The sequence below is a fragment of the Pseudomonas serbiensis genome, from assembly GCF_030580745.1.
Taxonomy (GTDB): Bacteria; Pseudomonadota; Gammaproteobacteria; order Pseudomonadales; family Pseudomonadaceae; genus Aquipseudomonas; species Aquipseudomonas serbiensis.
The window spans coordinates 140,855-166,490 of sequence record NZ_JAUQOO010000010.1; the positions used below are offsets into that span (position 1 = coordinate 140,855).

Here is a 25,636-nt window from a genome sequence, read left to right on the forward strand (position 1 = left end):
CTTGGAGATACACCATGTCTAATCGCCAAACCGGCACCGTAAAATGGTTCAACGATGAAAAAGGCTTCGGCTTTATCACTCCACAAGGTGGCGGTGACGATCTGTTCGTCCACTTCAAAGCAATCCAGAGCGACGGTTTCAAAAGCCTGAAAGAAGGCCAGACCGTTTCTTTCGTTGCTGCTAAAGGCCAGAAAGGCATGCAAGCAGAAGAAGTCACTGTGGTCTGATCCACCTGACTTGAAAAAAACCCGTCTCATCGACGGGTTTTTTTATCGAAAAGGGAAAATGCAGTCATCAACCGCAGTTGACGCGAGTCACCTTACCGCTGGCATCTGTGTTGATATTCACGCGATCGGATCGATACTCCAGCGTGACCATATCGTTAGGGCTGAGAACACGCGCTTCATTCGACCCGGACTGAGTGCGCACCTGAGCCAGCAATGCGGCTGACGCCTGCTGCCCCAGCACGGACTGAGCCTGCGCAGCATCGCAGCGACCATGTCCGGCATGAGACGCTGGAGCCTGAGCGGTTTCGGGGGCTGACCCTGATGTGGCACTGCACCCTGCCAACAACGCCGTTAAAACGAAAAAACCTGATGCTGCAAATTTCCGGGGCATACACCCTCCTCTTCCAATGAACATGATCAGACCTTGTGCGACCGCACCCGGGCGCATTGGTTGCAGGCACAAGCTCACACGCTGCAAAAGTCTGCCCCAGAGGGGCAGTGCATGCGCAACCAAAAATCGTCACAAAACGTTTATTCGCATAGGCTATTAATAAACCGGGATGATGCCTAAGTAGAAGTGTCACCATGGACCTGTAATGATCTACTACAGGCGACGCTCAGGCATTGGGCAACGCTCAGGACGATGCGTTGCTTTCACACAAGACGAGACAGACATGACAATCATATCCATCGATGCGGACATCAAGGCCAAATGGCCTCAGGGACATTGCTCGCACAGCCCCGGCACTGCCGAAGAGCTTACGATCATTGCCGTCGACCTGCTGGTCAAGGAACTGGGCACCGAGGGTGCCCGAACCTTTCTCAGTCAGGTGCTAAGCAGATACTCGCCAGCCGAACTGCCCGCCTGACACGCGACGACTCATTTCAAGCGCGCCAGCCGGCTGGTCAACAGGTCGAAAAAGCCCTGAGCGTCACCATTCTCGACCCAGAACACATTCTGCGGCTGCTTCAGCGTGCCGTACCAGTCTGCGACGGTCTGACCAAAACCGATGCCGTCACGACTATCGATGGCAAGGTTGATCTGCCGACCTGAAAACAGCTCAGGCTGGAGCAACCAGGCAATCACGCTGGCATCATGGACAGGCCCGCCAGGCAGTCCGTAATGTTCCATATCCAGCTTGACGTATTCATCGAGAATTCCGCCAACCAGCTTGCCCGCCTGATTACCCAATGCGGCGATCTTCTGGAGACGCTGCTCGCTGGTCAGAATCTTGTGGGTCACGTCCAGTGGCACGTAGGTCAGCTTGACGCCACTGGCCAGTACGATCTGCGCGGCATGGGGATCGGCGAACAGGTTGAATTCGGCAGTCGGCGTGATATTGCCGCCATTGAAGTGCGCACCACCCATGACCACGACTTCCTTGATCCCCTGAGTGATTTCGGGAGCCTGTACCAGTGCCAGCGCCAGATTGGTCTGCGGGCCAAGCATCGCGATGGTGATGCTGTGCGGCTCGGCTTTTTTCAGGGTATCGATCAGGTAATTGACTGCATTACCTTCGGCCAGGCCTTTTGCCGGCTCATGGATCGGCACACCCGGCAGACCTTCCTGACCATGCACGTTTTCGGCATAGATCGGCGTACGTACCAGAGGCTTTGGAGCACCGGCATAGACTGGCACCTCTTCACGCCCTGCCCACTCACGGGCAAGCCTGGCATTGCGCGAAGTCTTGTCCAGACGCACATTGCCGGCAACCGTGGTAATCGCCAGTACGTTCAGTTCTTCCGGAGAGGCCAGCGCCAGCAGCAGTGCGACCACATCGTCGGCCCCCGGATCGGTATCGATGATCAGGTTGCGCTTTTCAGCCGCCTGAGCGGCACTCATACCGAGAATGGACAAAAGCGATAGGCTCCACAGTAGTTGTCTGGAAAGTTTAAATAATTGCATGGTTTACTCCCTGTTCAAGTCGTCCTTAAAAAACCACACCAGCCACCAAGGCAACATTGCTATACGGCTGGCATTCCCCGCTACGCACGATAGCCTTGGCGCTACGGCTCAAGACTTTCAATTCTTCATGACTCACCCAGCGCTGCTGGCCCAACTGCTCATCAAGCGCCAAGGCTTCGATCACCCGCAGCCCCGGTGGCTGTACGTTCACCATCTCGCTGGCCAGCACGTGGCTTTCGACCTGCATTTCCGTCAGCACGACATCCAGCACACTGGCGAAATCCGGCACACCATGGGTCAACGCCAGATCGATCAGTTCGACACCCGCAGGCACGGGCATGCCAGCATCGACAATCATGAGGATATCGCCGTGCCCCAGTGAGGCAATCACGCGGGACAAGGCAATATTGAGAAGAGGTGTCTTTTTCATGAGGCTTTGAATTCCTGCACTTCATCGAACGTCGGTATCGAAGGTTGCGCACCGGCACGGGTGACAGACAGTGCCGCCGCAACCTGAGCAAAGCGGATCGCTTCGGTCTCACTCTTGCCTTGCGAAAGAGCCGAAGCGAAACCACCGACAAAGGTATCACCTGCCGCTGTCGTATCAACCGCCTTCACTCTCAGCGCAGGCACATGTTCAAAACCCTGGGCATTGGCCAGCAGGCTGCCCTGCTCTCCCAGCGTGATGATGACATTCCGCGCCCCGGCAGCCAGCAGCGCTGTCGCCGCCTGTTGCGCCGCAGCGGGCGAGTCCACCACGACTCCCGTAAGAGCCTGCGCCTCGCTTTCATTGGGGATCAGATAATCAATCAACCCATACCACTCCTGCGGCAAGGGGTCGGCAGCCGGTGCCGGGTTGAGAATGACGGTCTTGCCCAGCTCACGGGCTCGGGACAAGGTGTGACGGACCGTTTCCAGTGGCACTTCGAGCTGGCAGATGACAACGTCGGCAGCAACCAGCAGCGTATCGAACACCCCGATCAGAGACGGCGTCAGTTGAGCATTGCCTCCGGCGACGACAATGATCGCGTTTTGACTGTTGTCATCCACCACAATCGACGCAATGCCGGTGGACACCCCGGCCACCGAAGTGACCGCCCGGCAATCGATGCCCTCAGCAAGCAACGCCTCACGCAACTGCTCGCCATAGGCATCTTCGCCCACACAACCGATCATCGCCACGCTGCCACCCAGACGCGCAGCCGCCACAGCCTGATTGGCCCCCTTGCCGCCGGGCACCGTCATGAAGGTGTTTCCCGAAAGCGTTTCACCGGGCCGCGGCAAGCGCTGGGCGCGAATCACCAGGTCCATGTTCAGGCTGCCTACTATCACTATTTTTGCTTGCATGGCTCATTCGCTCGGCACTGTGTTTCAGCGCAATTCATTGAAAGCATTGTTCGGCGGCGCAGTGGATTCACGAACCACAACGCTGGGGGTTACAAGACGCTTGCGGGTCGTCCCGGTCGAGGGCTCGACAATCCTGGAGAGCAGCATTTCAGCCGCCGTCTCACCCAACTGCATGATCGACTGCCCGACAGTGGTCAACGCGGGATAGACATAGCGACTCATCTGGATATCGTCGAAACCGATCACCGAAAGGTCACGGGGCACCCGGATATTGCGCTCGGCCGCCGCTCGCAGCACACCAATGGCAATCACGTCGTTACCGGCAAAAATGGCGGTCGGCCGATGATGGCCCAACAGACTGACCGCGGCCTCATGACCGGCAGAACTGGTGAAGTCACTGTGGACTGCCCACTCTGGCACGACCTCGATACCCGCTTCCTGCAGGGCGCGCCGATAACCGACAAAACGCATCTCGGCCACCGCGGTATCGGCCGGCCCGCCGATACAGGCAATATCGCAGTGCCCAAGGTCGAGCAAGTGGCGGGTCGCCAGATACGCACCATGCTCGTGATCGATGCGCACCATATCGGCATCAATCCCCTCAAGCTCACGGTCGACGATCACCATGGGCGTGCGGACCTCAGCCAGACCGCCCGCGATACTCACATCGCCACCGACCGAGGAGACGATCAGACCGTCAACACGCTTCTCCAGCAGGACGCGCAGGTAATTGCGCTGTTTTTCCGGATTGTCGTCGGAGTTGCAAAGGATCACACAAAAGCCATTACGCTCGCAGTGGTCCTCGATCCCTCGCGCCAGTTCGGCGAAATAGGGGTTGATGCCGTTGGGGATCAACAATCCGATGGTGGATGTAGTCTTGGCCTTGAGCGAACGGGCGACCGCACTGGGCACATAATCGAGCTGCGCAATCGCCGCCTCGACCTTGATCCGGACCGGCTCGCTCACGGGTCGGGTCTTGTTCAGCACATGGGACACCGTGGTGTAGGAAATCCCTGCCAGCGCCGCGACGTCTTTGATGGTTGCCATATCAGACCTGCCGCCGTGCCCGGTGGCTACGATAGGTGTCCAGTACCACCGCAATCACGATCACGGCACCGGTGATGATGCGTTTGGTGGGCTCCGACGCACCGATCTGCGCCAGACCTGCGGCCAGAACGGAAATGATCAACACTCCAAAGAAGGTGCTGATGATCGAACCACGTCCGCCCATCAGGCTGGTGCCGCCGATCACCACCGCCGCGATGACCTGCAACTCCATGCCCGCACCGGCATTGGGATCAGCCGCTTCCAGGCGCGATATCTGGAACAAGGCCGCCACACCGGCCAGCAGGCCCATCAGCGAAAACACCAGAATCTTGTAAGGCTTGGGATTGATCCCTGCCAGACGCACAGCCTCTTCGTTGGTGCCGATACCGATCAGGTAACGACCGAAGACCGTGCGCGTCAGCACTGCCTGGGCAATGAAGATCACCAGCAGCGCGATAAGGAACGAGGGCGAAATCCCAAAGGCAATGGGATTGGAAAGCCAGGCAAAGGAGTCACCGATGTAGGCCGTGCGCGAATCCGTCATCTGATACGCCACACCTCGTGCCATTTCCAGCACGCCCAACGACACGATAAAGGACGGGATACGCCACGCGACAGTGATCGAGCCGGTGATGGTGCCTGCCAGAGTCGCGCAGCCGATGCCCAGTAAAGCGGCGGGAAACACGCTCCAGCCCCAGCCCAGAATCGCCACACTTACCGCCGAAGCAGCCAATGCCAGAACCGAACCCACCGACAGATCAATGCCGCCGATGATCAGCACCAGGGTCATGCCCACGGCCAGCACCATCAGGTCCGGAATCTGATTGGCCAGGGTGCTGAAGGTCTGATACGACAGGAAGTGATCGCTCAATAACGAGAACAGCACAATCATCGCCAGCAAGGCGCCTGCCAGCCCAAGGTAAGTGCCAAGGCCAAAATAGTTCCGGGCAGCTGAAGGCTGCGTCTGGGAAACAGGGTTTTTCATGAGTCATTCCTGGGCGCTGCTTCGCTAAGCAACGCATCACGTTTTTGATAGCCGGCAAAAGCAGCGGCGAGCAGTTGATCCTGAGTCCAGCTGTCGCGCTCGAAGGTATCGATCAGACGACCCGCCGACAGCACACCGATGCGATCACAAATCAGCATGAGTTCCCGAAGGTCACTGGATACCACGACCAGCGCCCGCCCCTGCCGGGTCAGCTCGCCCAATAGTGCGTAGATATCGAACTTGGCCCCCACATCGATACCCCGCGTGGGCTCATCGAACAGCATCACCGGGCAGTCACGCTCCAGCCAGCGACCGATCACCACCTTCTGCTGATTGCCGCCGGAAAGCTCCGAGACCAGTTGTGCCGGGCTGGAGCTGCGGATACGCATGGCCGCGACCTGCCGCTGCGCCAAGGCCAGCTCATCGCGGGCACTGACCACACCGCCGCGAGAGATGGCCGGCATATTGCCCAGCGCGACGTTGGCACTGATCGACTGCGACATCAGCAGGCCCTCGCCCTTGCGGTCTTCGGTGATCAGCGCAATGCCATGCTCTACGGCATCGGCTGGTGAGCGAATGATCGCCTCGCGTAATGGCTGACCCACTTCGATGCTGCCGCTATCGGCCTTGTCTGCGCCGTAGATCAAACGCAAAAGCTCGGTTCGCCCCGCACCGATCAGGCCGGAAATACCGAAGATCTCGCCACGGCGCACCTGAAACGAAACGTCCTTTACCTTATCTGAGCGTCCCAGTCCCTTGACCGACAGCGCGACCTCACCAATCTGTCGAGCACCCATGTCCATATGTTCGCCAAGCTCGCGCCCGACCATCAACGTAACCAGTTGCTCGCTGTCATAACGGGCAATCGGCTCGACACAGACCAGCTTGCCATCACGCAGTACGGCAATGCGCTGGGAAACCCTGGCCAGTTCTTCCAGGCGATGAGAGATGTAAATGATCGAGACGCCACGCGCCTGCAAGCGGCTGACCTGCTCGAACAGCATTTCGACCTCTCGCGATGTCAGCATCGCGGTAGGCTCGTCGAGAATCAGCACATGGCAATCGCCGGTCAGGTTACGGGCGATTTCAACCATCTGCTGATGACCGATCCCTAGATCGCCGACCAAGGTGTCAGGGTCGATGGCCTCAAGGCCCACCTGGGCCATGGCCTTGATGGCATTTTCACGCAGGCGCTTGCGGTCGATCCAGCCCATGCGGCGCGGCATGTCATCCAGAAACAGGTTTTCGGCCACCGTCAGGGTCGGCAGCAGATTCAACTCCTGCATGACCATGCGCACGCCCAGCTTTTCAGCTTGCGTACGGTTGGCTGGCTGATAAGGCTGCCCCTGAAAATGCATCACACCGGCATCAGGCACAACCAGCCCGCCAATGATCTTCGACAAGGTGCTTTTGCCTGCGCCGTTTTCGCCGGTCAAGGCCAGCACTTCGCCGCGCATCAGCGTCAGCTCGATATCACCAAGAACCGGTTGTGCGTAGGTCTTGCCGATTCCGCTGATGGACAGAACAGCATCCTGGACAGGTGCTGACATAAGCTTCTCCCGGTGCCTGCCCGGTTCGGGCAGGCACCATTACCAGACAGATATCAAGGTTTGGTGACGAGTTCGACAGGGGTTTCGATCACGCCATTGACGCTATCGACCGGCTGCTTCTTGACCAGCTTCAAGGCTGCCTCGATCCCGAAAACCGCCTGTTTGGCAGCGAACTGGTCAGCAGTGGCCAGCACTCGACCATCCTTGAGCATCGGCTTGATGGCGTTGATATTGTCGTAACCGACCACCGCCACCTTACCCGCCTTGCCTGCGGCACGAACCGCCGACACCGCGCCCAGCGCCATACTGTCGTTGCCCGCCAGCAGCGCCTTGAGGTTCGGGTACTCATTGAGCATGGCCGAGGCAACGGCGTTGCCCTTGTCGATTTCCCAGTTACCGGACTGCACGGAAACAACCTTCAATTGCGCAGTACCCATGGCGTCCTTGAAACCGGCGGTACGTTGCTGGGCATTGGTGGTGGTTGGCACGCCTTCAATGATGCCGACTTCATCACCCGCCTTCAGCCCCTTGGCCAGGTACTCACCAACCAGACGAGCGCCCTTGCGGTTATCCGGGCCTACAAAAGGCACTTCGATGTTTTTGCTTTTCAGCACGGTGGCATCCAGCTGGTTATCAATGTTGACGACCTGGATACCGGCGTCCATCGCCTTCTTGATCACCGGCACCAGCGCCTTGGAATCGGCAGGTGCAATGACCAGTGCATCGACTCTGGAGACGATCATCTGCTCTACGATACGGATCTGACTGGCTGTGTCGGACTCATCCTTGATGCCGTTGGAAATCAGGTCGAAGTCGTTGGAATGCTCTTTCTGATAGGCCTTGGCACCATCTTCCATGGTCCGGAAGAACTCGTTGGCCAGTGATTTCATGACCAGAGCGACCTTGGGTTTTTCAGCATCCTGAGCATGGGCGAGCGAGAGGGGAGTGACTGCCGTTACGGCAGAGAAAATAGCGGCAGCGAGAAGACGTCCAGCGAATGGCAGCTTCATGAGTTCATCTCCGATGTTGTGATTATTTTTCGGGCGAACGACGCAGGGTCGAACATGGGCTCGACACGCAAACGTTTGCGAGTGAGAACTATGAGAAAGCTTGCGGGTTTTGTCAATCAACAGAAAGCCGTCTACTGCCCTCGCCGACAAAGAGAAAACGCCATCGAAAAGACGGAAACCAGACGGGTAAATCAATAAGCAGCGATATGCCCCTGAATCCAGGCGCTTGATTCTACATAAAAGTTGCGAAAGATCCGACAGTGAAATACTGTATGCCCGTACAGCAAAATCAAGGGACCTTTTTCGTGGCAAAACAAAGCGCAGCAGCAACCCCCTCCCTTCCCGGCTCTTATGAACGCCTTGGCATACGGGTGCAAAAAATCATCAACTCGCCTACCGCCCAGAAAGCCAAAGCCGCTTTGATATTCCGCCTGCCTGACGAGACGGAAGACGACTGGGCTCAGTTGCTGGAAGAAATAGCCGAGAACGATAACGTCACCCTCGCCTGGCGCGATGACGGCGGCGTACAGATTTTCTGGACATTGCCGAAGGAAGACTGACGGCATGATGGTTAGATTTTCTGCCCTGCTCTGCACCACCCTGCTCCTCATTGCTCCACTGGCCGTACAAGCCGATGCTCCCCGCACCTTCAGCGAAGCGAAAAAAGTCGCCTGGCGACTGTATGCGACGCAAGCGACCGAGTTCTATTGCGGCTGCAAATACACCGGCAATCAGGTTGACCTTGCTGCATGCGGCTACGTACCACGCAAGAACGCCAACCGTGCCAAACGCATCGAATGGGAACATATCGTGCCCGCCTGGCAGATTGGCCATCAACGCCAGTGCTGGCAGGATGGCGGACGAAAGAACTGCTCAAAAAATGACGACGTCTACAAACGTGCCGAGGCCGACCTGCACAACCTGGTGCCAAGCATCGGTGAGGTAAACGGCGACCGCAGCAACTTCAGTTTTGGCTGGTTGCCCGAGCAGAAAGGCCAATACGGCTCCTGCCTGACTCAAGTGGATTTCAAGGCGAAAAAAGTCATGCCGCGCCCTTCGATACGCGGCATGATCGCGCGCACTTATTTCTACATGAGCAAGCAGTACAACTTGCGGCTGTCACGTCAGGACCAACAACTTTATCAGGCCTGGAACAAGACTTACCCGGTTCAGGACTGGGAACGCCAGCGCAATCAGCGGGTCGCCTGCGTGATGGGCCGAGGTAACGAGTTCGTCGGGCCGGTCAATCTCAAATCCTGTTCCTGACTAACTGGATTCACCCATTTGAACAGTTTCCGACGCCCGCTTCATGCGTCTGGATAAAGCCTTTCGCCACTCGTCGGACAACTGTTCAGTTGGATCCAAAACGATGTAATTTCCCTGTTCGCGTCCTGTTTGAATAATGGCTGCACCTGCCTGAGCACGCTGTAAAAGCGGGCAGCACCTTGAGCAGGACGCTAGAGACCGCAGTCCGATCAGAACCGCCTGAATTAATTGCAGCCCTGTATCGATCTCGAAATGAAGTAGCAATGCCACGTGCATGACGCACGCCCAGCTACCCGTACTCGTATGTACTCATTTTCAGATGGCGTAACCCTTACGCCCAACAGGCAGGCATGAATGACTATTCAAACGGAATTTGAAATCCACTATCAATTCAAGGGCGAAGCTCGCCACTTTCTGCATCAGACCCTGCTCCTCAGCCAAAGCGACGCCCTGCATATGGCTACGCTGCATGCCGGAGTAGGAACCGTCAGTGACAATGTATCCGCAGGCCCCATACGCTTGGCAATTTTGCAGGCGCAGGGGTTTGGCGTGACGCAGGTGCATTGGAAGAAGTGCTCTGCAAACGTCCAGCTACCTGAATAATGAAACCGGCCCATCAGGGCCGGTCTTCATCAAGGCTGTCAGATCGGGGCATATTCGCCCGTGCCCTCAGGCCAGGGTGTCAGCAACTCGAACCCCGTCTGAGTCACGGCAACCATATGCTCCCACTGAGCAGACAAGGACAGGTCCCGTGTCAGTACTGTCCAGCCGTCCGCCAGCGCCTTGGTCTCCGGCCTGCCGGCGTTGATCATCGGCTCGATGGTAAACACCATTCCAGGCTTGAGCTTGAGGCCTTTGCCAGCAGTGCCGTAGTGCAGAACCTGTGGCTCTTCGTGGTAAGTACGGCCAATGCCATGCCCGCAATACTCGCGCACGACGCTGAAGCCTTCACGGTGAGCAACCGTCTGGATGGCATGGCCGATATCACCCAGCGTGGCCCCCGGACGCACGGCATGGATACCGGCGCGGGTGGCTTCATAGGTGGTTTCCACCAGCCGTTTGGCCAGCGGGCTGACTTCACCGACCAGATACATGCGACTGGTGTCGCCGTACCAGCCATCCTTGATCACCGCCACATCGATATTGACGATATCGCCGTCCTTGAGGATGTCGGTCGGCGAAGGAATGCCATGACAGACCACGGCATTGGGTGAAATGCAGGTGGTCTTGGTGAAACCGTGATAACCCACGTTCGCCGGAATGACTTTCAGCTCTTTGACGATGTATTCGTTACAGATGTCATCGAGGGCTTCGGTGCTGACACCGGCTTTCACATGGGGTGCGATCATTGCCAGAACATCGGCTGCCAGCCTGCCCGCAATGCGCAACTGGACCAGATCCTGTTCGGTCTTGAGCGTAATACCGCGACTCATGAGGCCACCTTGGTAACCGAAGAAGTACCGAAAGCCTGAGTAGTCAGTACGGTGCCACCTGCATCCTCGGCACGAATCAGCATCTGACAGATCTCGCTGTAGTTGAGTGTCGGATGGAGTTCGGCAAGCATGCCAATCCGCATCCAGTGCTCAGCCTGAGCGTTGATTGAGCGACTCAATGCCACGCTGGCGGAGCGCAGATTGGCATGCATGTGTTCAGAAATCTTTACCAGCCCCATGGCTCACCTCATATGGAATATACGAAGCATATATGTTTCGTATATCCACAGGCAAGAGACTGCTTCAGGCTACAGCGGCTACGCAACGCTCCTCGCCATGGTGAGCGTCGGTGACAGGCATCGATCCTTGTGGCTCATCGAAGTTGAACTGGCGCAACGCAGTTGCCAAGGCAAGGAAGTCTTCGCGCTGCATCTCGTTGACCAGAACAGCGCAAAAGGATGGGTGAGTGATAGAACCTTGCAATGCATTCAGGGACATGACAACCTCTTACTGGATACTGTTGTTATATACAGTATTCATGTAACCGATCCGGCACAAGCCTGCTTGCGACGAATGGTCATTCTCTGTCCCCGGCAGAATCAAAGCCCGGCCAGTACTCGCAGGCGCTCCCAGTCACTACGGTCGATAGCGATGCCGTCAACCAGCGATCGGGCTCGCTGGACATAGCGGCGGTCACCGGGAATACGCTCCTGTCCTACTCCCTGCATCTGACGGACAAGCTCCTCGCTACGCTGCGCGAACTGCTGGCCACTGCCTCTGTCCGGATCGATGACAATCAGCAACTGCCCTGTCCAGGGTGTCTGCGCGCCGGGGTGTTTCGACCAGTCGAACCCGAACGAAAAATTCCCGCCTGTCAGCCCTGCCGCCAGCAGTTCCACCATCATGGACAGTGCTGAGCCCTTGTAGCCGCCAAACGGTAACAGCGCTCCACCATCGAGAATGGCCTTGGGGTCTTCGGTTGGCTGCCCGTTGCGATCCACGCCCATGCCCGGTGGCAGCATCCGCCCTTCCCGCACAGCAATCTGGACATCGCCGTGGGCAATGGCGCTGGTGGCGAGATCGAACACTATGGGCTCGCCATCCACACGGGGAGCCGCGAAAGCAATCGGATTGGTGCCAAACAGTGGCTTTTGCGCGCCATGGGGCACAACGCAGGTCATGCTGTTGACCACACTCAGCGCGACAAGGCCTTGCTGGGCAAAAGGCTCGACATCCGGCCATAGCGCCGCAAAATGATGGGAGTTGCGGATGGCCAGAATCGCAATCCCCGCAATCCTGACCTTTTCAATCAGCAATGAACGGGCAGCCTCCAGGGCGGGCTGGGCAAAACCATTGGCGGCATCGACTCTTACGAAGGCAGCCGCGACATCTTCGACAACAGGCACGGCCTGACCATCGACCCAACCACTGGCCAGCGACGACAAGTAGCCCGGAATACGAAAGATGCCATGGCTGTGAGAACCGTCACGCTGCGCACTGGCACAGTTTTCGGACAACACACGAGCGACCTGCGGCGAAGTGCCGTGGGCCAGAAATATCTGGAAAAGCAGGTCGGCCAACTGCGAATACGAAACCGCCTGAACCTGATCATTGTCACGAATTGCGGGCATCTGAAACTCCTGCGTCGGTTGAAAGAACAAGTATCAGTGCATGTAAAAATACTGCCTGGTGCCACGCGAAAAAACTTTCAACAGCATTTTTACATCAATGAGAGCCGATCACATTCACGATGAAATAATCCTCCGCCTGATACTCAATAGCCATACATTGTTCTCTCCAATGGAGATCAAGAGGTAGAATGCGCCAACGGTACAGACCGGAGAGCCAATGAACGCCCCCATCCTCAGCGAAGCAGAATATGACGCAATAACCGATGCCGCCGCGCATTGGTGCATGCGCCTGCATGCTGACGACTGCACGGATGCCGAGCGAAAGGTTTTCAACCAGTGGTTCAATGCCCATCCACAGCATGCGATCGAATACGAAGCGATGCTGGAGATATGGGATATCTCCGAGCAGGTCACGCCTGCCAATCCGGCCCCGGTGGTCGAGCTGAAGCCTCAAGCGCCCAGGGCAACGCCTTATCGCAATCGCTTTCGCCGCCATTACGCCGCTGCCGCCACCATCGCGGCCCTGGCAATTCCTCTGGCGGGCATTACCGGCTGGAATCAAGGCTGGCTCCCCAATGCTTACGACACCTATGAAGCACAGGATGCTACACGGGTCGTCACCATGGCCGATGGCAGCCGAGTCGAGCTGAACCTGGGTACGCAACTGACTTACGCCAACTACAAGGACCGTCGCAGTGTCACCCTGCAAAAGGGCGAGGCGTTCTTCGAAGTCAGCCATGACAGCACTCACCCCTTCGTGGTCAGCGCCGGGCAAGGCAGCGTCAAGGTGACGGGGACCCGCTTCAATGTCTGGATGTATCAGGAGCAGGTGCGGGTCACTCTGGTGGATGGTTCGGTACAGGTCAGCAGTGACCGTTCGCAACCGGGCACCGGTTACCGTCTGGACCCCGGCATGCAGGCCAGTTACAAACCGGGTGATTTCCAGCCAAAAGTCAGCGACACCCTTGCAGGCGATACCAGCCTTGCGTGGCGCAATGGCAAGCTGATCTTCAATGACATGCCGTTGAGCCAGGCCTTGCCGTTGATAAACCGCTACCTTCCTACGCCAATCCTGCTGGCCGATAACGCCACTGGCGCAATTCGCCTGGGTGGCAGCTACAACACTCATGACATGTCGAGCCTGCTGGCATCACTGCCCAAGGTACTGCCGGTATTCATCACCCAGAATCAGGAAGGCAACCCGGTCCTCAACAAGCGCTCGCCGGTAACACCGAAGAGCTGATCTTCATATCCCCGCAAAATTTCCTACGCAACAGATGTAAATGCGAAGCATTTTCACGTATTTTTGAATAATACCCCGGTATGATTTCGGTCCGATCAGGATGTGCAGGCTGTTTTTTCGACGGCCCCTACCCTGTCCAAATGACGTTTTTATGTTTTTTTTGCATTCAAAGATGAGTTTTTCAGGCGCTCGTTCGTCTTAGTAAATGAGTTTCGTTTACACAACCCAATGAGCCGCACTGAAAAAGCCTGAAAAGGAGTTTGCGCATGTTCAATCGTCAAGGAATTACAACCCGCACGATGCTCCGGCAGACGGCCCTCTCTGCCCAGTCAGAGTCACCCGCCGCAGAAACCGATCGCCCGGGCAACGAACATATAAGGCTGCTGCTGAAAAGTTTTGGCCTGCGCACAAGCCTGGTCAGGCTGAAGGTTCTGGACGCACTGCTGGCCGCCAATGACGAAGGTCAGCCGCTGGGTGTGCGGGGTGTGCACAGCCAGCTGCTGCGGCTCGATGTGCCGTTGTCCTTTCTCAGTGTGCGCGAAGTGCTCAAGCGCCTGTGCGATGAAGGCGTGATCAATCTAAATGCGGACAAGACCTACAGCCTTCATCCTCGCGCCTGGGAATGGCTCAACGAATCGAACAAGAATTGCACCCCGTAATGTGTAGATGCGAGGGCAGCGAGTCTCAGTTCCTGACCTTGCGCCGCATGATGCCGTTCAGAATGACCACCACGACAGCCACGCTTATTGCAATGTATTGAAAGGCCTTCTCGCTGAGCACCCCACTGTTCTGCAGATGCGACAGGCCCAGCATGATCGCCAGCACGGACAGGGCAATCAGAATGGAGTAAATCAAACGCTGCTTGTTGGTCATAACGGCTTCCTGAGTTCTCTGAATAGCATTGGCTCTACGCAAATGCCCGCATATGGTACGCCGATGTGCCGTTTCTGGCACGGCTCCCCCCGCCTCATCACCGCCTCTTTGACAGTCACAGAGCACAATTGAACATTGCCGTGTGAATCACGCATGGTTTAATGCCGCCCTTCAATGTCGTTTATCGACTGTTCATGACTTGCCAAGGAGTTTCAACATGCCCCATGAAGGCAGCCTGCTACAGGCCGCAGTCGTGTTCCTGCTCGCCGCTGTATTGACTGTTCCGCTGGCCAAGCGCCTGCAACTGGGCGCCGTGCTGGGCTATTTATTCGCGGGCGTCATCATCGGCCCTTCGGTGCTCAAACTGATCGGCAATCCGGAAAGCGTCAGCCACATTTCCGAACTCGGGGTGGTGTTGCTGCTGTTCATCATCGGCCTGGAACTGTCGCCCAAACGTTTATGGGTGATGCGCAAGGCAGTCTTCGGGGTCGGCATGGCACAAGTTCTGCTGACCGGCCTGGTGATTGGCTGCGTTGCCCTGCTGGCTTTCGAGCAACCCATCAATACGGCTGTGGTGCTGGGTCTGGGGCTTGCGTTGTCCTCGACCGCCTTTGGCCTGCAAAGCCTGGCCGAGCGCAAGGAACTGAACAGTCCCCATGGGCGACTGGCGTTTGCCATTCTGCTGTTTCAGGACATCGCTGCCATCCCGTTGATTGCCATGGTCCCACTGCTGGCCGGTACCAGCCATGAGCACGACTTGAGCCCCCATGAAAGCCTGCGTCACAGCCTGCAAGTCCTGGGCAGCATCGCAATTGTGGTGGTCGGCGGACGTTATCTGTTGCGCCCGGTGTTTCGCATCGTGGCCAAGACCAAAATCCAGGAAGTATCGACTGCCACTGCCTTGCTGGTGGTGATTGGCACTGCCTGGCTGATGGAGCTGGTAGGCGTGTCCATGGCGCTGGGCGCATTCCTGGCCGGCCTGCTGCTGGCCGACTCCGAATACCGGCACGAACTTGAAGCTCAGATCGAGCCTTTCAAAGGCCTGTTGCTGGGGCTGTTTTTCATCAGTGTCGGAATGGGCGCCAATATCAGCCTGTTGTTCAGTTCACCAGTGACGGTACTGGGGCTGACATTTCTGCTGATTGCCCTGAAGTTTCCGCTGCTGTTTTTCATCGGGCGTCTGGCAGGCGGGTTGAGTAAACAGAATGCTCTGAGCCTGGGGCTGGTGCTGGCCGCAGGTGGCGAGTTCGCTTTCGTCGTCTTCAAGATCGGCAACCAGCAAGGCCTGTTCGAACCCGCGCTGTACGACATTCTGATCCTGGCCATTACTCTCTCCATGGCCATGACGCCGCTGCTGTTCATGGCCATGGCTCGCTGGATCAAGCCCAAGGCCAGACCTGTCGATGTGCCGGACGAGTATCGCGATATCAATACCGACAGCCCTCGCGTGGTGATTGCCGGCATGGGCCGTATGGGCCAGATCGTGGCGCGTATTCTGCGTGCGCAGAATATCCCTTTCGTGGCGCTGGATACTGCCGTGGAATCCATTGAGTTTTCGCGCAGCTTCGGCAATGTGCCGGTGTTCTACGGTGACCCGCTGAAACCGGAAATCCTGCGTGCGGCCAAGGTGCATGAAGCAGAGTTCTTTATCATCGCCACCGACGATCCCGACACCAACATCAAGACCGCCGAGCTGATCCGCAAGCTGTACCCGGACATGAAGATCATTGCCCGCGCCCGTAACCGTCAGCACGTTCATCGCCTGATCGACGTGGGCGCCCAGGCAGTACGTGAAACCTTCTACTCCAGCCTGGAAATGAGCCGTCAGACCCTGCTCGGCCTTGGTTTGAGCCAGGCTCAGGCCGATGCACGGATCAGCCGCTTCAAGCGCCACGACGAACAGGTGCTGGCTGCGCAACATCTGGTGTATGACGACGAAGCCAAACTTCTGCAAACCGCACGGGAAGCCCGGAAGGAACTGGCGCAGTTGTTCGAGGCGGATCGTCAGGAAGAAGAGTCGGGCAAGTCCTGATTCGCGACTGAAGTCGCTCCTACGCAATTGTGTGGGAGCGAATCGGGCGGCGCTCCGCTCAGTCGCGAAAACCTCCTACTCGGCATACGGGCTGTCCCAATACCGCTTGTGCATGCCGAGCTTTTTCTTCAAGCCCCTGGGCAAACGCTTTTCCTGTTTGCTCAATTTGTAGGCCAGCAGCTTGAGGGCGTTGCGTACGAAAGACAGTGGCCAGAGTAGAAAACGGCGCTTGCCCAGAAAGGCAAGCTCCGACTTCACGTAGCGCATCCCCTCGCCCGCAACACCACCAAAGGTTTCATAGATCCAGGACTCGCGGGACTGGAACACGCCAATATCGAAGTAACGGCAAAACTCCTCGCGCAAGGTGTAATTGTGCGAATGCCTGCACACTGCCGAACCTTCGTAGGCGATTTTCCAGCCGTCGAGCAGCATCTTGGCCGTGACATACATGTCTTCGGACAGGATCACATGTCGTGGGAAACCACCAATCGCCAGCAACGCCTCACGACGATATGCCGCGAATGAGTTCGACATGAACGGTGTCTTGATGCCCAGAGTTCCGGCATCTTCGAGGGTCTTGATCCGGGAAGTCGCAGGGTAATTGAATAATCGTGCATGCTGCGCCAGCAGGTTGGCATCCTTGTGGGGCAACTGCCGCCCGCACACTGCGCCTACCCTGGGATCAGCGAATGGCAGCACGATATTGGCGATGGCATTGATGTCTTCAACATAGGCATCCTGGGTCATGTAGACGTAGATGTCGTAGTCGGGGTTGAGCTCGACCATCATCTGCCGGGTGCCGCCGTGATTGAAATCCTTGCTATCGATACGGATCACATTGGCGCAACGTGAACGCGCCAGTTCCAGGGTGCCATCCGAAGAGCTGGAATCCACGATCAGGGTGTCGAACGTGGCGGTCTGGGTCGCCAGTGAATCCAGCAGGCGCTCCAGATCCTTGCGCCCGTTATAGGTCGGAATGACACAAGCCACTCTCAAAGACGGCATAACAATACTCCAGAGCAAAATCCTGATGCCCAATCTGTCAGCGTGTTTGAGGGTAGCTCATGCCTCGCCGGACGACCATTCGAATGCAGTCAGCCCAATACCTCGCTCAAGGGAATGAAGTTGATCCAGTCCCCTTCAGCGACCGTGGTGCCTTCGCGAACCTCGATCAGCCCGTCTGCCCATGCCGCACTGCGCAGCACGCCCGAGCTTTGGTTGCTGTAGGCCACGGCACGCCCTTGCTCAAGACGACCGCGCAGGTATTCGCGACGATTGCCCGCCTTGCGCCAGACGAACCCGGCCGGTACCGGAAACTGCATGGGCGTGACATCTGCCACTCCCATGCGACGCAACAGATAGGCTCGGGCCAGTAGCGCGAAAGTGACCAGCGTGGAGGCCGGATTGCCCGGCAGGCCGATTACCGGCACGCCACGAAAATGGCCGAAGGTCAGTGGTTTGCCCGGCTTGATTGCCAGTTTCCACAGTGACAGCTCACCCTCTTCACGCAATGCATGGCCAAGGAAGTCAGCCTCCCCGACAGAAACACCGCCCGTGGACAGGATCAGATCGACCCCATCAAGCCCGGCCAATGCGGCACGGGTCTTTTCCAGATCGTCCGGCAGGATACCCGCATCCAGAACCTCGCATTCAAGGCGCTTCAACCAACTGCACAGCAACACGCGATTACTGTTATAGATCTGCCCTGGCCCCAACGGCTGGCCTGGCTCGATCAACTCATCGCCGGTGGACAGCACGGCAACCCGGACACGGCGTATGACATCCAGTCCAGCCAGCCCCAGGGACGCCGCGAGCCCGAGTTCTATAGGCCCCAGGCGAGTACCGGCCGCCAGCACCTTGTCACCGATCGTGGTTTCCTGCCCTTGAGGACGGATGTTCTGTCCAGGCTTCAGCGGCTCGGTAAAGCGCACGCGCTGGTCTTGCAGGACTTCGGCGTTTTCCTGCATTTCAACGCAATCGGCACCTTGCGGCATGGGAGCGCCGGTAAAGATGCGCGCGCAGGTACCGGCAGCCAGCGGTTCGGGCGCCTGCCCGGCGAAGATACGCTGGCTGACCGGCAGCGGCTCGCCGGTCCAGTCAGCCAGACGCAAGGCGTAACCATCCATGGCGCTGTTGGGCCAGGGTGGCAGGTCGAGGGTGGATATCAGATCCACCGCCAATACACGCCCTTGAGCTTCAGCCAGAGAAACCCGCTCGTGCTCGGTGATGGGCGAGGCTTCGGCCATTTCCATCAGGCGCGCAAGGGCTTGTTCGACAGGCATCAAGGCCTGAGGTGCGTTCATGCTCGATCAACCACGAGTGGCGCAGGGCTCGGCCTGCTTGAGGTGTGGCACGAAATTGCACGGGCGGAAACGCGAATCCAGTTGTTGGGACAGAATACCGTCCCAGGCAGTACGCACTGCATTGGTGGAGCCCGGCAGGCAGCAGACCAGCGTACCGTTGGCCAGACCGGCCAAGGCGCGGGACTGGATGGTCGAGGTGCCGATGTCCGGTACGGAAATCTGCCGGAACAGCTCACCGAAGCCATCGACCTGTTTGTCCAGCAGGCAGCTCACGGCTTCCGGCGTGCTGTCACGCCCGGTAAACCCGGTGCCACCGGTGATCAGCACCACCTGGACCTGCTCATCGGCAATCCAGGTCGCGACCTGCGCACGAATCCTGTACAGGTCATCCTTGAGCAGCACACGCTCGATCAAGCCGTGACCGGCTTCGGTCAGACGATCGACGAACATCTGTCCCGACGTGTCGGTCTCGAAGGTGCGGGTATCGCTGACGGTCAGAACAGCGATATTCAAAGGTACAAAAGGTGTGTCAGCCTTGGCTTTCATGGCCTAGATCCGGTTGTTAAGGAAACAGGCCGGTGTTATATCACAGCACTCCTTTTGACTGCCCGGTGAGTCTTTGATGAATGTTGGTACTGCCCTGCCATCCTGCTCGATCCTGTTGCTGGCCGGAGGTCAGGGACAACGCATGGGCGGGCGCGACAAAGGCCTGGTCGAGTGGCAAGGCGAGCCCTTGATTCAACATCTGCATCGCCTGACACGCCCCTTGACCGATGACTTGATCGTATCCTGCAACCGCAACCTTGAGCGTTATGCCGCTTACGCCGATCAACTGGTTCAGGACGATAACACCGACTTTTCGGGGCCACTGGCCGGTATCCGCGCCGCCCTGCCCCTTGCACGGCATGAATACCTGCTGGTATTGCCCTGTGACGTACCGCTGATCGACAGCTCGCTATTGCAGGCACTGCGCAAGACCGCGTTCGAGCACCCCGGCCATCCGGTCATAATCCGCGAAGGCGAGCACTGGCAACCCCTGCTCTGCATCATCCCGACCGCCCATGCCGCAGCCCTTGAAAACGCCTGGCAAAGTGGTGAACGCAGCCCGCGCCGGGCCATGGCACACTTGCAGCCTGTGGCCCTGCAACTTGAGGCTGGCGACCCGCGTCTGGCCAATTTCAATACGCCAGACCTGCTGAGCCAGATCAATGATCAGGCTCTGTGAACTTTTCACGGAACTTGCAAAGGGTGTATACGTCTGAGAGTCACTAGCTTGCAAAACAAGCCATTACCAAGAGTCCATCCGGAGACACTGTCATGAAACAACACACTCTTCCTGCCGCCTTTTTGCTGGCACTGGGCATTGCCTCCCTCGCGGGCTGTGCATCCCCAACTGTAATCACCTTGAATGATGGCCGTGAAATCCAGTCTGTCGATACACCTCACTACGATGAAGACTCAGGCTTCTACGAGTTCAAGCAACTCGATGGCAAGCAGACTCGTGTCAACAAGGATCAGGTACGTACCGTCAAGGATCTGTAATCCGGACGTGATGTAGAAAAAACCCGCCAATCGCATCGATGGCGGGTTTTTTATTGGCTCCCACAATTCCACACCCTTCCCTGTAGGACCGACTTCAGTCGGGAAGGCGGTAGTGAACTGGCAATAAGGGCTGAATGTACAAGCCTCTTCCCGGCTGAAGCCGGTCCTGCCTGTGCTTACCAATCAAGTTTCAGCAGGCTCTCGAACTCGCGAGGCTCTCCGCTTACCGGATCGATAAAACGCAACCCCTGGGCCAGAAGCTTCAATGGCCGATCATGATCATCGACTGCATCCTTGATGACCTCGGGATAGAACGGATCATTGCAGATCGCCGCACCCAGCGCCGCCATATGCACACGCAACTGGTGCTTCTTGCCGGTCACCGGATAAAGCCCGTAGCGCCATAACTCCCCGTTGCGCTCACGGACTTCGATGCGGGTCTGGGTATTGCTTGCGCCAGGCCCTTCCTGCATGCGGAAAAACGGCTCGCCATCCACCAGCCGGCTCTCATGTACCCGAGGAAACTCAAGTTCGGGCAGCGCAGGTGCGATAGCTTCATAACGCTTGTCGATCTTTCGGGTGGGAAACAACGCCTGATAGGCCGAGCGGCTTTGCTTGTTGGCCGAAAACAGCACCAGCCCGCTGGTATGCCGGTCGATGCGGTGCAGCGGAACCAGATCCGGGTTATCCAGCCGATGGATCAACCTTCGCAGCAGGGTTTGCTCGACATATTCTCCAGCAGGCGTAACCGGTAGAAACGGGGGCTTGTCGGCCACCACCAGATGCTCGTCGGCGTACAGGATCGTTTCCACGACCGGGATCGGCGTTTCGTTCGGGACTTCGCGAAAGTAGTGAATCTTCAGGCCTTCGCGATACGCCAGATCGGACGACACAGGCATGCCATTGGCATCCAGCACCCTGCCGCGGGCGATGCGGTCCAGCCATTGCTCACGACTGATGGCAGTGAATCGCGCGCACAGGCAGTCGAGTACCGTCACCCATGGGCCGGGCGGCAGATACAGGGTACTGGCTTGGTTATGTGCGGCAACGAAGACGGACTCGGACATGCGTGGGTATGACTCTTGAGAAAGCTGGAACGACTGGCCCGGCATTATCCCTCAAGGGCTTGATCCCCGCTATCCGGGCGATAACCGAACGAAATCACCACAGGCCCCGAGATAGAAACTGCGGCACTTTGAACCATCTGGTACATTTTGCTGGAATCTTTGCCCGACACCGGGCAGTGACGCCAAAACAAGAGACAGAAAGTCATGACCCAGATTGAAAAACCGTCCATTCTCGCAGGCTTGATCGGCTCGGGTATCCAGGCCTCACGGACCCCGTCGATGCATGAGCATGAAGGCGATGCGCAGGGCTTTCGCTATCTGTATCGACTGATCGATATCGACACTCTCAAGCTGGACATCAACGCGCTGCCCCGCTTGCTGGAAGGTGCCCAGAACAGCGGCTTCACGGGCCTGAACATCACATTCCCCTGCAAGCAGGCGGTCATCCCGTTGCTGGACGAACTCTCCGATGAAGCTCGCGGCATAGGCGCGGTCAACACCGTGGTGTTCAAGGATGGCAAGCGCATCGGCCATAACACCGATTGCCTGGGTTTTGCCGAAGGGTTGCAGCGCGGTCTGGCTGAGGCACCGCGTCAGCATGTGGTGCAGATGGGCGCGGGAGGTGCGGGTGCAGCCGTGGCCCATGCGCTGCTCAGTGCAGGCGTGCAACGCTTGAGTGTGTTCGAGGTAGAGCCTGAACGTGCCCGAGGCCTGGTCGATAACCTCAATACGTTTTTCGGCGCAGGCCGGGCTCAGGTGGGCATCGATCTGCCTGGCGCAATGGCCGAAGCCGACGGGCTGGTCAACACCACACCCGTGGGCATGGCCAAGTTGCCTGGTACGCCATTGCCGGTAGAACTGCTGCGCCCTGAGTTGTGGGTCGCGGAAATCATTTACTTCCCGCTGGAAACCGAACTGCTCAAACACGCACGCGCCCTGGGTTGCCGCACGCTCGATGGCTCAACCATGGCCGTCTTTCAGGCGGTCAAGGCCTTCGAGCTGTTCAGTGGCCACCCCGCCGATGCAGAACGCATGATGAGCCACTTTCACAGCCTGTAAGGCTCAGCGCTTGAGATAACTCAGGACAGCGTCACAGATCATGGTTTTGTGACGCTGCCTGACTTCATCGCTCCACAGTTCGATCTGGAATATCTCGCTGAACGTGTGGCGGTTGGAAATGCGATAGAAGCAGAACGAACTGATCATCAGGTGCAGGTCCACCGGATGGACACCTTCGCGGAACAACCCCAGCGACTCCCCACGCCGCAGAATATCGTCCAGCGCCCGGATGATGTTCTGGCTCTTGGCCTGGATCGAATCGGATTGTTTGACGTTCTCGCCGTTGTGGATGTTTTCGATGCACACGATCCGCACGAAATCGACATTGCGGTCATGGTGATCGAAGGTGAACTCAACAACCCGGTGGATGGCCTCTACCGGTTCGAGTTCGCCCAGATTCAACTGGCTTTCGGTGGTGCGGATATCGCCGTAGAGTTTTTCCAGCACTTCAACGTACAGCTGCTCCTTGCTACCGAAGTAGTAATAGATCATCCGTTTCGACGTCTTGGTGCGCTCGGCGATGGCATCGACCCGTGCCCCGGTCAACCCATAGGCAACGAACTCGACGATGGCCGCCTGCAGGATATCCTCGCGGGTTTTCTCCGGATTGTTCTTGCGGCTCTTGCGCAGCACATCGACTGGCTCGATGGCCGCGGAGTCGGCAGTTTTTTTCATTATTCGCTCACGACCACGGTTGAATCCCGGATTATGAAGCTCGTAATGGATGGAGGGAAGCTGCGAAGCACTCCTGTGCTGCGCAGCCCGGTATCAAGGGTCAGAGACGTGCCTGGCGCGCCGCCACATTACGGGCCTTGGCCATGGCCGCCAGCCGCACCGGAACGTTGGCCGCGCCATAACCGACGTAATCGTTCTTGCGTTGCAGAATCTCGAAGAAGAAACGCCCGTCGAAGGCATCGGTATAGACGTGGAACAGTTCGCCGCCCTGTGCATCGCGATCGTACAGCACGTTGTAATAGGCCAGCTCGCTGAGGAACTCGTCATCAAAGTCGAAACGTGCGGCCAGGTCATCGTAATAGTTGAGCGGGATGTCCAGCAAAGGCACGCCTGCCTCCTTGGCACGACGGACTTCGGCAAAGATGTCTTCGCACGAGAACGCGATGTGATGCACGCCGGAGCCACGATAACTCGACAAGGCATGGGAAATCGCGGTGTTGCGATTTTCCGAAATGTTCAGCGGCAAGCGAATCGTGCTGCAACGGCTGCGCAATGCACGGCTTTTGACCAGCCCGTAAGGATCGGGAAGCACCACTTCGTCATCGGCCTCGAAATCCAGCAGGCTCTTGTAGAACAGCACCCAGCTATCGAGACTGTCTGCCGGTAGCGCCATGGCCATGTGGTCAATGCGCTGCAGGCCGCCCTGATCTCTGGTTTTGGGATCGACGACAAAATCGATGTCATAGATCGACTGGCCAGGCTCCGCGCCCTGGACCAGATAGATCAGGCTGCCATCGGGCGCACGCACTGAAGGGATTTCCCGCTCGTTCGGCCCGACCAACCCACGGTAGGGTTGGCCCTTGAACGCTCGCGCACGCTCCAGCGCCCTGTTGCCATCATCCACTCGCAAGGCAGTGGCGCACAACGAAGGGCCATGGGCCTCGAAAAAGCTGTGGGCAAAGGAATAGGGTTCAGCATTGAGCACAATCTTGATATCGCCCTGCCCCAGCAGGCTCACAGCCTTGGAACGGTGCTGCCCCAAGCGCGCAAAACCGAGGCGCTCCAGCCAGCCGGACAAGCGCGCGCCCTGCGTTTCATCAACCGCGAACTCAAGAAACTCGACGCCACTGTAGGTGCTGGCAGGCGGCGGGTTGAAGAGGATTTCGGAAGCAACCGGTTCGGCCTCCCGGGCCAGGAGTTGGCGGGTTTTTTCTTCCAGGTAGAGCAAGGAGCGAAAACCGTCAGCAGCGTTGGCACGTGTCGGTGCAGCCCGAAAACCGTCGTTGAAGACTTCCAGCGACAGAGGGCCGGTGTAACCACTGCGCAGGATCGGGGCCAGAAAGCCCGGCAGGTCGAACTCGCCTTGCCCGGGGAAGCAGCGAAAATGCCGGCTCCACTCCAGCACGTCCATGGCCAGGATCGGCGCATCGGCCATTTGCACGAAAAAGATCTTGTCGCCGGGAATCTGTGCAATGGCACTTGGATCGCCCTTGAGTGACAAGGTGTGGAAGCTGTCGAGCAATACGCCCAGCGCCGGGTGATCAACCTGACGTACGAGATTCCAGACCTGTTGCCAGGTATTTACATGGCGACCCCAGGCCAGGGCTTCATAGCCCACCCGCAGGTTACGCGCACCGGCACGCTCGGCCAGCAGGCTCAGGTCATCCAGCAGGATATTTTCATCGCCCACCGAATCGGCGGCGGCATTGCTGCAGACCAGCACCAGGTCGGTGCCCAGTTCCTGCATAAGATCGAACTTGCGTTCGGCACGATCGACATTACGCTGAAGGCGGTCACGACGGCAGCCTTCAAAATCACGAAACGGCTGGAACAAGGTGATGGCGATGCCCAGGTCGGCGCAGATCTGCCTGACGTTGCGCGGGCTGCCGTCGTAATACAAAAGGTCGTTCTCGAAAATCTCTACCCCATCGAAACCCGCTGCAGCAACGGCTTCGAGCTTTTCCGGCAGAGTACCGCTCAGGGATACGGTGGCAATAGAACGCTGCATGCTTTGAGCTCCTGGATGAGCACAACCTCTTCGGGTCGTGACTGGACAGCACCGCATTCTAGGCCTGACTCGGCCTCATTCAGGGGTGCGAGTAAAGTATTTCCCTGTCAAAATGCCAGATCAACAGAAAGTGTACGAACCGGTTAGTTTTGCGTTCGATTATCGAACAAAAGCCATTTTCCTCGATTGACGCTGTTTCGATCAGTCCTCACCATCTGCCACACATTACAGGATCACCTCGTGTCTGTTTTCAGCTTCACGGCAACAACCCCATAACAATTTCAAAAAACAGGAATATTGCTCATGTCGACCCTCCTTGCGCCGTCCGCCCCCATCTCGATACGCCATACCCGGTCACTGGACCGACGATACCTGTCGGTCGTTCCCACGACCCGACCCATCGACGCCTGAATCAACCCAGCGCACTCGAAG

At 57.7% G+C, this 25,636-nt stretch carries 30 protein-coding genes; 11 read left to right on the top strand and 19 right to left on the bottom strand.

Annotated elements, in window-relative coordinates; genetic code table 11:
* Positions 1-14 precede the first annotated feature (14 nt).
* Positions 15-227 carry a cold-shock protein gene (locus Q6A51_RS14875; protein ID WP_024685433.1) on the top strand — a complete coding sequence of 71 codons (213 nt, stop codon included), beginning with the start codon at positions 15-17 and terminating at the stop codon, positions 225-227.
* 67 nt (positions 228-294) lie between these two features.
* Here Q6A51_RS14875 and Q6A51_RS14880 read toward each other — a convergent pair whose 3' ends face one another.
* Complete coding sequence (locus Q6A51_RS14880) at positions 295-618, bottom strand: I78 family peptidase inhibitor (RefSeq protein ID WP_201019090.1); 324 nt, start codon at positions 616-618, stop codon at positions 295-297.
* A gap of 283 nt (positions 619-901) precedes the next feature.
* Here Q6A51_RS14880 and Q6A51_RS14885 point away from each other — a divergent pair, with 283 nt between their 5' ends.
* On the top strand, positions 902-1,096 hold the full coding sequence (locus tag Q6A51_RS14885; protein ID WP_025260463.1) for a hypothetical protein: 195 nt from the start codon (positions 902-904) through the stop codon (positions 1,094-1,096).
* Positions 1,097-1,107: 11 nt separating this feature from the next.
* Here Q6A51_RS14885 and Q6A51_RS14890 read toward each other — a convergent pair whose 3' ends face one another.
* From Q6A51_RS14890 to Q6A51_RS14920, 7 genes are read right to left on the bottom strand one after another with little or no spacing between them, the layout of a single operon-like run.
* Positions 1,108-2,133 carry a nucleoside hydrolase gene (locus Q6A51_RS14890; protein WP_201019089.1) on the bottom strand — a complete coding sequence of 342 codons (1,026 nt, stop codon included), beginning with the start codon at positions 2,131-2,133 and terminating at the stop codon, positions 1,108-1,110.
* A gap of 25 nt (positions 2,134-2,158) precedes the next feature.
* Positions 2,159-2,563, bottom strand: coding sequence for a D-ribose pyranase (rbsD, locus tag Q6A51_RS14895; RefSeq protein WP_201006935.1), 405 nt, complete (start codon positions 2,561-2,563; stop codon positions 2,159-2,161).
* A complete protein-coding gene (gene rbsK / locus Q6A51_RS14900) occupies positions 2,560-3,480 on the bottom strand; it encodes a ribokinase (RefSeq protein ID WP_201019088.1) in 921 nt (306 codons plus the stop codon). Before rbsK ends, rbsD begins: the two co-directional genes overlap by 4 nt.
* Before the next feature lie 24 nt (positions 3,481-3,504).
* Positions 3,505-4,527 carry a LacI family DNA-binding transcriptional regulator gene (locus Q6A51_RS14905; RefSeq protein ID WP_304575125.1) on the bottom strand — a complete coding sequence of 341 codons (1,023 nt, stop codon included), beginning with the start codon at positions 4,525-4,527 and terminating at the stop codon, positions 3,505-3,507.
* 1 nt (position 4,528) lies between these two features.
* Positions 4,529-5,512, bottom strand: a complete 984-nt coding sequence (locus Q6A51_RS14910; protein ID WP_201019086.1) for an ABC transporter permease — start codon at positions 5,510-5,512, stop codon at positions 4,529-4,531.
* Positions 5,509-7,062, bottom strand: a complete 1,554-nt coding sequence (locus Q6A51_RS14915) for a sugar ABC transporter ATP-binding protein (RefSeq protein WP_201019085.1) — start codon at positions 7,060-7,062, stop codon at positions 5,509-5,511. Before Q6A51_RS14915 ends, Q6A51_RS14910 begins: the two co-directional genes overlap by 4 nt.
* Before the next feature lie 53 nt (positions 7,063-7,115).
* Positions 7,116-8,072, bottom strand: coding sequence for a sugar ABC transporter substrate-binding protein (locus tag Q6A51_RS14920; RefSeq protein WP_201019084.1), 957 nt, complete (start codon positions 8,070-8,072; stop codon positions 7,116-7,118).
* Between the two features lie 305 nt (positions 8,073-8,377).
* Between Q6A51_RS14920 and Q6A51_RS14925 the strand changes: the two genes are divergently transcribed.
* From Q6A51_RS14925 to Q6A51_RS14935, 3 genes are all read left to right on the top strand, one after another.
* Positions 8,378-8,632, top strand: a complete 255-nt coding sequence (locus Q6A51_RS14925) for a DUF1654 domain-containing protein (RefSeq protein WP_201006928.1) — start codon at positions 8,378-8,380, stop codon at positions 8,630-8,632.
* 4 nt (positions 8,633-8,636) lie between these two features.
* The gene (locus Q6A51_RS14930; protein ID WP_201006926.1) at positions 8,637-9,338 is read left to right on the top strand and encodes an endonuclease; all 702 of its coding nucleotides are present in this window, start codon (positions 8,637-8,639) and stop codon (positions 9,336-9,338) included.
* 354 nt (positions 9,339-9,692) lie between these two features.
* Positions 9,693-9,941: a DUF6555 family protein gene (locus tag Q6A51_RS14935; protein WP_304575126.1), complete on the top strand. Its 249-nt coding sequence runs from the start codon at positions 9,693-9,695 to the stop codon at positions 9,939-9,941.
* A gap of 38 nt (positions 9,942-9,979) precedes the next feature.
* Here the strand turns inward: Q6A51_RS14935 and map are convergent, their stop codons facing one another.
* The 4 genes from map to Q6A51_RS14955 form a co-directional block, all read right to left on the bottom strand.
* Positions 9,980-10,771, bottom strand: a complete 792-nt coding sequence (gene map / locus Q6A51_RS14940; RefSeq protein ID WP_201006922.1) for a type I methionyl aminopeptidase — start codon at positions 10,769-10,771, stop codon at positions 9,980-9,982.
* The gene (locus Q6A51_RS14945; protein WP_201006920.1) at positions 10,768-11,010 is read right to left on the bottom strand and encodes a ParD-like family protein; all 243 of its coding nucleotides are present in this window, start codon (positions 11,008-11,010) and stop codon (positions 10,768-10,770) included. The genes map and Q6A51_RS14945 overlap by 4 nt, the downstream gene beginning before the upstream one ends.
* A 64-nt stretch (positions 11,011-11,074) precedes the next feature.
* Positions 11,075-11,269, bottom strand: a complete 195-nt coding sequence (locus Q6A51_RS14950; RefSeq protein WP_304575127.1) for a hypothetical protein — start codon at positions 11,267-11,269, stop codon at positions 11,075-11,077.
* A gap of 101 nt (positions 11,270-11,370) precedes the next feature.
* Entirely contained in the window at positions 11,371-12,402 is a 1,032-nt protein-coding gene (locus Q6A51_RS14955) for an Ldh family oxidoreductase (protein WP_304575128.1), read from the bottom strand.
* 217 nt (positions 12,403-12,619) lie between these two features.
* Here Q6A51_RS14955 and Q6A51_RS14960 point away from each other — a divergent pair, with 217 nt between their 5' ends.
* Both Q6A51_RS14960 and Q6A51_RS14965 read left to right on the top strand, forming a co-directional pair.
* The gene (locus Q6A51_RS14960; protein WP_304575129.1) at positions 12,620-13,645 is read left to right on the top strand and encodes a FecR family protein; all 1,026 of its coding nucleotides are present in this window, start codon (positions 12,620-12,622) and stop codon (positions 13,643-13,645) included.
* Positions 13,646-13,911: 266 nt separating this feature from the next.
* Positions 13,912-14,304, top strand: coding sequence for a Fe2+/Zn2+ uptake regulation protein (locus Q6A51_RS14965; RefSeq protein WP_201019078.1), 393 nt, complete (start codon positions 13,912-13,914; stop codon positions 14,302-14,304).
* A gap of 25 nt (positions 14,305-14,329) precedes the next feature.
* On the opposite strand, the gene Q6A51_RS14970 is transcribed toward Q6A51_RS14965, so the two are convergent.
* Positions 14,330-14,518 (bottom strand): hypothetical protein, encoded by a 189-nt coding sequence (locus Q6A51_RS14970; protein WP_201019077.1) that lies wholly within the window; start codon positions 14,516-14,518, stop codon positions 14,330-14,332.
* A 217-nt stretch (positions 14,519-14,735) separates the two neighbouring features.
* On the opposite strand from Q6A51_RS14970, the gene Q6A51_RS14975 reads away from it, so the two are divergent.
* Positions 14,736-16,550, top strand: a complete 1,815-nt coding sequence (locus Q6A51_RS14975) for a monovalent cation:proton antiporter-2 (CPA2) family protein (protein WP_304575130.1) — start codon at positions 14,736-14,738, stop codon at positions 16,548-16,550.
* A 75-nt stretch (positions 16,551-16,625) separates the two neighbouring features.
* Here Q6A51_RS14975 and Q6A51_RS14980 read toward each other — a convergent pair whose 3' ends face one another.
* From Q6A51_RS14980 to moaB, 3 genes are all read right to left on the bottom strand, one after another.
* Positions 16,626-17,555: a glycosyltransferase family 2 protein gene (locus tag Q6A51_RS14980; RefSeq protein WP_304575131.1), complete on the bottom strand. Its 930-nt coding sequence runs from the start codon at positions 17,553-17,555 to the stop codon at positions 16,626-16,628.
* Between the two features lie 89 nt (positions 17,556-17,644).
* Positions 17,645-18,853 carry a molybdopterin molybdotransferase MoeA gene (locus Q6A51_RS14985; protein WP_201019076.1) on the bottom strand — a complete coding sequence of 403 codons (1,209 nt, stop codon included), beginning with the start codon at positions 18,851-18,853 and terminating at the stop codon, positions 17,645-17,647.
* Positions 18,854-18,859: 6 nt separating this feature from the next.
* Positions 18,860-19,399: a molybdenum cofactor biosynthesis protein B gene (gene moaB / locus Q6A51_RS14990; protein ID WP_201006908.1), complete on the bottom strand. Its 540-nt coding sequence runs from the start codon at positions 19,397-19,399 to the stop codon at positions 18,860-18,862.
* A 76-nt stretch (positions 19,400-19,475) separates the two neighbouring features.
* Between moaB and mobA the strand changes: the two genes are divergently transcribed.
* A complete protein-coding gene (gene mobA, locus Q6A51_RS14995) occupies positions 19,476-20,078 on the top strand; it encodes a molybdenum cofactor guanylyltransferase MobA (protein WP_304575132.1) in 603 nt (200 codons plus the stop codon).
* A 92-nt stretch (positions 20,079-20,170) separates the two neighbouring features.
* Entirely contained in the window at positions 20,171-20,395 is a 225-nt protein-coding gene (locus Q6A51_RS15000) for a YgdI/YgdR family lipoprotein (protein ID WP_201006906.1), read from the top strand.
* A 176-nt stretch (positions 20,396-20,571) separates the two neighbouring features.
* Here Q6A51_RS15000 and Q6A51_RS15005 read toward each other — a convergent pair whose 3' ends face one another.
* On the bottom strand, positions 20,572-21,462 hold the full coding sequence (locus Q6A51_RS15005) for a pseudouridine synthase (RefSeq protein ID WP_201006905.1): 891 nt from the start codon (positions 21,460-21,462) through the stop codon (positions 20,572-20,574).
* A gap of 204 nt (positions 21,463-21,666) precedes the next feature.
* Here Q6A51_RS15005 and Q6A51_RS15010 point away from each other — a divergent pair, with 204 nt between their 5' ends.
* Positions 21,667-22,521, top strand: a complete 855-nt coding sequence (locus tag Q6A51_RS15010; RefSeq protein ID WP_304575133.1) for a shikimate dehydrogenase — start codon at positions 21,667-21,669, stop codon at positions 22,519-22,521.
* 3 nt (positions 22,522-22,524) lie between these two features.
* Here the strand turns inward: Q6A51_RS15010 and Q6A51_RS15015 are convergent, their stop codons facing one another.
* Together Q6A51_RS15015 and quiC are read right to left on the bottom strand one after the other, a co-directional pair.
* Complete coding sequence (locus Q6A51_RS15015) at positions 22,525-23,196, bottom strand: TetR family transcriptional regulator (protein ID WP_201006904.1); 672 nt, start codon at positions 23,194-23,196, stop codon at positions 22,525-22,527.
* A 100-nt stretch (positions 23,197-23,296) separates the two neighbouring features.
* The gene (gene quiC / locus Q6A51_RS15020) at positions 23,297-25,204 is read right to left on the bottom strand and encodes a 3-dehydroshikimate dehydratase QuiC (protein ID WP_201019074.1); all 1,908 of its coding nucleotides are present in this window, start codon (positions 25,202-25,204) and stop codon (positions 23,297-23,299) included.
* Between the last annotated feature and the right edge of the window lie 432 nt (positions 25,205-25,636).

Bases quoted from the DNA above. Each gene is read 5' to 3' on its own strand.
- Q6A51_RS14905 (WP_304575125.1), bottom strand. From the start codon at position 4,527: ATGGCAACCATCAAAGACGTCGCGGCGCTGGCAGGGATTTCCTACACC.
- rbsK (WP_201019088.1), bottom strand. From the start codon at position 3,480: ATGCAAGCAAAAATAGTGATAGTAGGCAGCCTGAACATGGACCTGGTG.
- Q6A51_RS14960 (WP_304575129.1), top strand. From the start codon at position 12,620: ATGAACGCCCCCATCCTCAGCGAAGCAGAATATGACGCAATAACCGAT.
- Q6A51_RS15015 (WP_201006904.1), bottom strand. From the start codon at position 23,196: ATGAAAAAAACTGCCGACTCCGCGGCCATCGAGCCAGTCGATGTGCTG.
- Q6A51_RS15000 (WP_201006906.1), top strand. From the start codon at position 20,171: ATGAAACAACACACTCTTCCTGCCGCCTTTTTGCTGGCACTGGGCATT.
- Q6A51_RS14915 (WP_201019085.1), bottom strand. From the start codon at position 7,062: ATGTCAGCACCTGTCCAGGATGCTGTTCTGTCCATCAGCGGAATCGGC.
- Q6A51_RS14980 (WP_304575131.1), bottom strand. From the start codon at position 17,555: ATGCCGTCTTTGAGAGTGGCTTGTGTCATTCCGACCTATAACGGGCGC.
- moaB (WP_201006908.1), bottom strand. From the start codon at position 19,399: ATGAAAGCCAAGGCTGACACACCTTTTGTACCTTTGAATATCGCTGTT.
- Q6A51_RS15005 (WP_201006905.1), bottom strand. From the start codon at position 21,462: ATGTCCGAGTCCGTCTTCGTTGCCGCACATAACCAAGCCAGTACCCTG.
- Q6A51_RS14935 (WP_304575126.1), top strand. From the start codon at position 9,693: ATGACTATTCAAACGGAATTTGAAATCCACTATCAATTCAAGGGCGAA.
- Q6A51_RS14965 (WP_201019078.1), top strand. From the start codon at position 13,912: ATGTTCAATCGTCAAGGAATTACAACCCGCACGATGCTCCGGCAGACG.
- Q6A51_RS14985 (WP_201019076.1), bottom strand. From the start codon at position 18,853: ATGAACGCACCTCAGGCCTTGATGCCTGTCGAACAAGCCCTTGCGCGC.
- Q6A51_RS14945 (WP_201006920.1), bottom strand. From the start codon at position 11,010: ATGGGGCTGGTAAAGATTTCTGAACACATGCATGCCAATCTGCGCTCC.
- quiC (WP_201019074.1), bottom strand. From the start codon at position 25,204: ATGCAGCGTTCTATTGCCACCGTATCCCTGAGCGGTACTCTGCCGGAA.
- mobA (WP_304575132.1), top strand. From the start codon at position 19,476: ATGAATGTTGGTACTGCCCTGCCATCCTGCTCGATCCTGTTGCTGGCC.
- Q6A51_RS14975 (WP_304575130.1), top strand. From the start codon at position 14,736: ATGCCCCATGAAGGCAGCCTGCTACAGGCCGCAGTCGTGTTCCTGCTC.
- Q6A51_RS14875 (WP_024685433.1), top strand. From the start codon at position 15: ATGTCTAATCGCCAAACCGGCACCGTAAAATGGTTCAACGATGAAAAA.
- Q6A51_RS14970 (WP_201019077.1), bottom strand. From the start codon at position 14,518: ATGACCAACAAGCAGCGTTTGATTTACTCCATTCTGATTGCCCTGTCC.
- rbsD (WP_201006935.1), bottom strand. From the start codon at position 2,563: ATGAAAAAGACACCTCTTCTCAATATTGCCTTGTCCCGCGTGATTGCC.
- Q6A51_RS15010 (WP_304575133.1), top strand. From the start codon at position 21,667: ATGACCCAGATTGAAAAACCGTCCATTCTCGCAGGCTTGATCGGCTCG.
- Q6A51_RS14930 (WP_201006926.1), top strand. From the start codon at position 8,637: ATGATGGTTAGATTTTCTGCCCTGCTCTGCACCACCCTGCTCCTCATT.
- Q6A51_RS14910 (WP_201019086.1), bottom strand. From the start codon at position 5,512: ATGAAAAACCCTGTTTCCCAGACGCAGCCTTCAGCTGCCCGGAACTAT.
- Q6A51_RS14880 (WP_201019090.1), bottom strand. From the start codon at position 618: ATGCCCCGGAAATTTGCAGCATCAGGTTTTTTCGTTTTAACGGCGTTG.
- map (WP_201006922.1), bottom strand. From the start codon at position 10,771: ATGAGTCGCGGTATTACGCTCAAGACCGAACAGGATCTGGTCCAGTTG.
- Q6A51_RS14950 (WP_304575127.1), bottom strand. From the start codon at position 11,269: ATGTCCCTGAATGCATTGCAAGGTTCTATCACTCACCCATCCTTTTGC.
- Q6A51_RS14920 (WP_201019084.1), bottom strand. From the start codon at position 8,072: ATGAAGCTGCCATTCGCTGGACGTCTTCTCGCTGCCGCTATTTTCTCT.
- Q6A51_RS14885 (WP_025260463.1), top strand. From the start codon at position 902: ATGACAATCATATCCATCGATGCGGACATCAAGGCCAAATGGCCTCAG.
- Q6A51_RS14955 (WP_304575128.1), bottom strand. From the start codon at position 12,402: ATGCCCGCAATTCGTGACAATGATCAGGTTCAGGCGGTTTCGTATTCG.
- Q6A51_RS14890 (WP_201019089.1), bottom strand. From the start codon at position 2,133: ATGCAATTATTTAAACTTTCCAGACAACTACTGTGGAGCCTATCGCTT.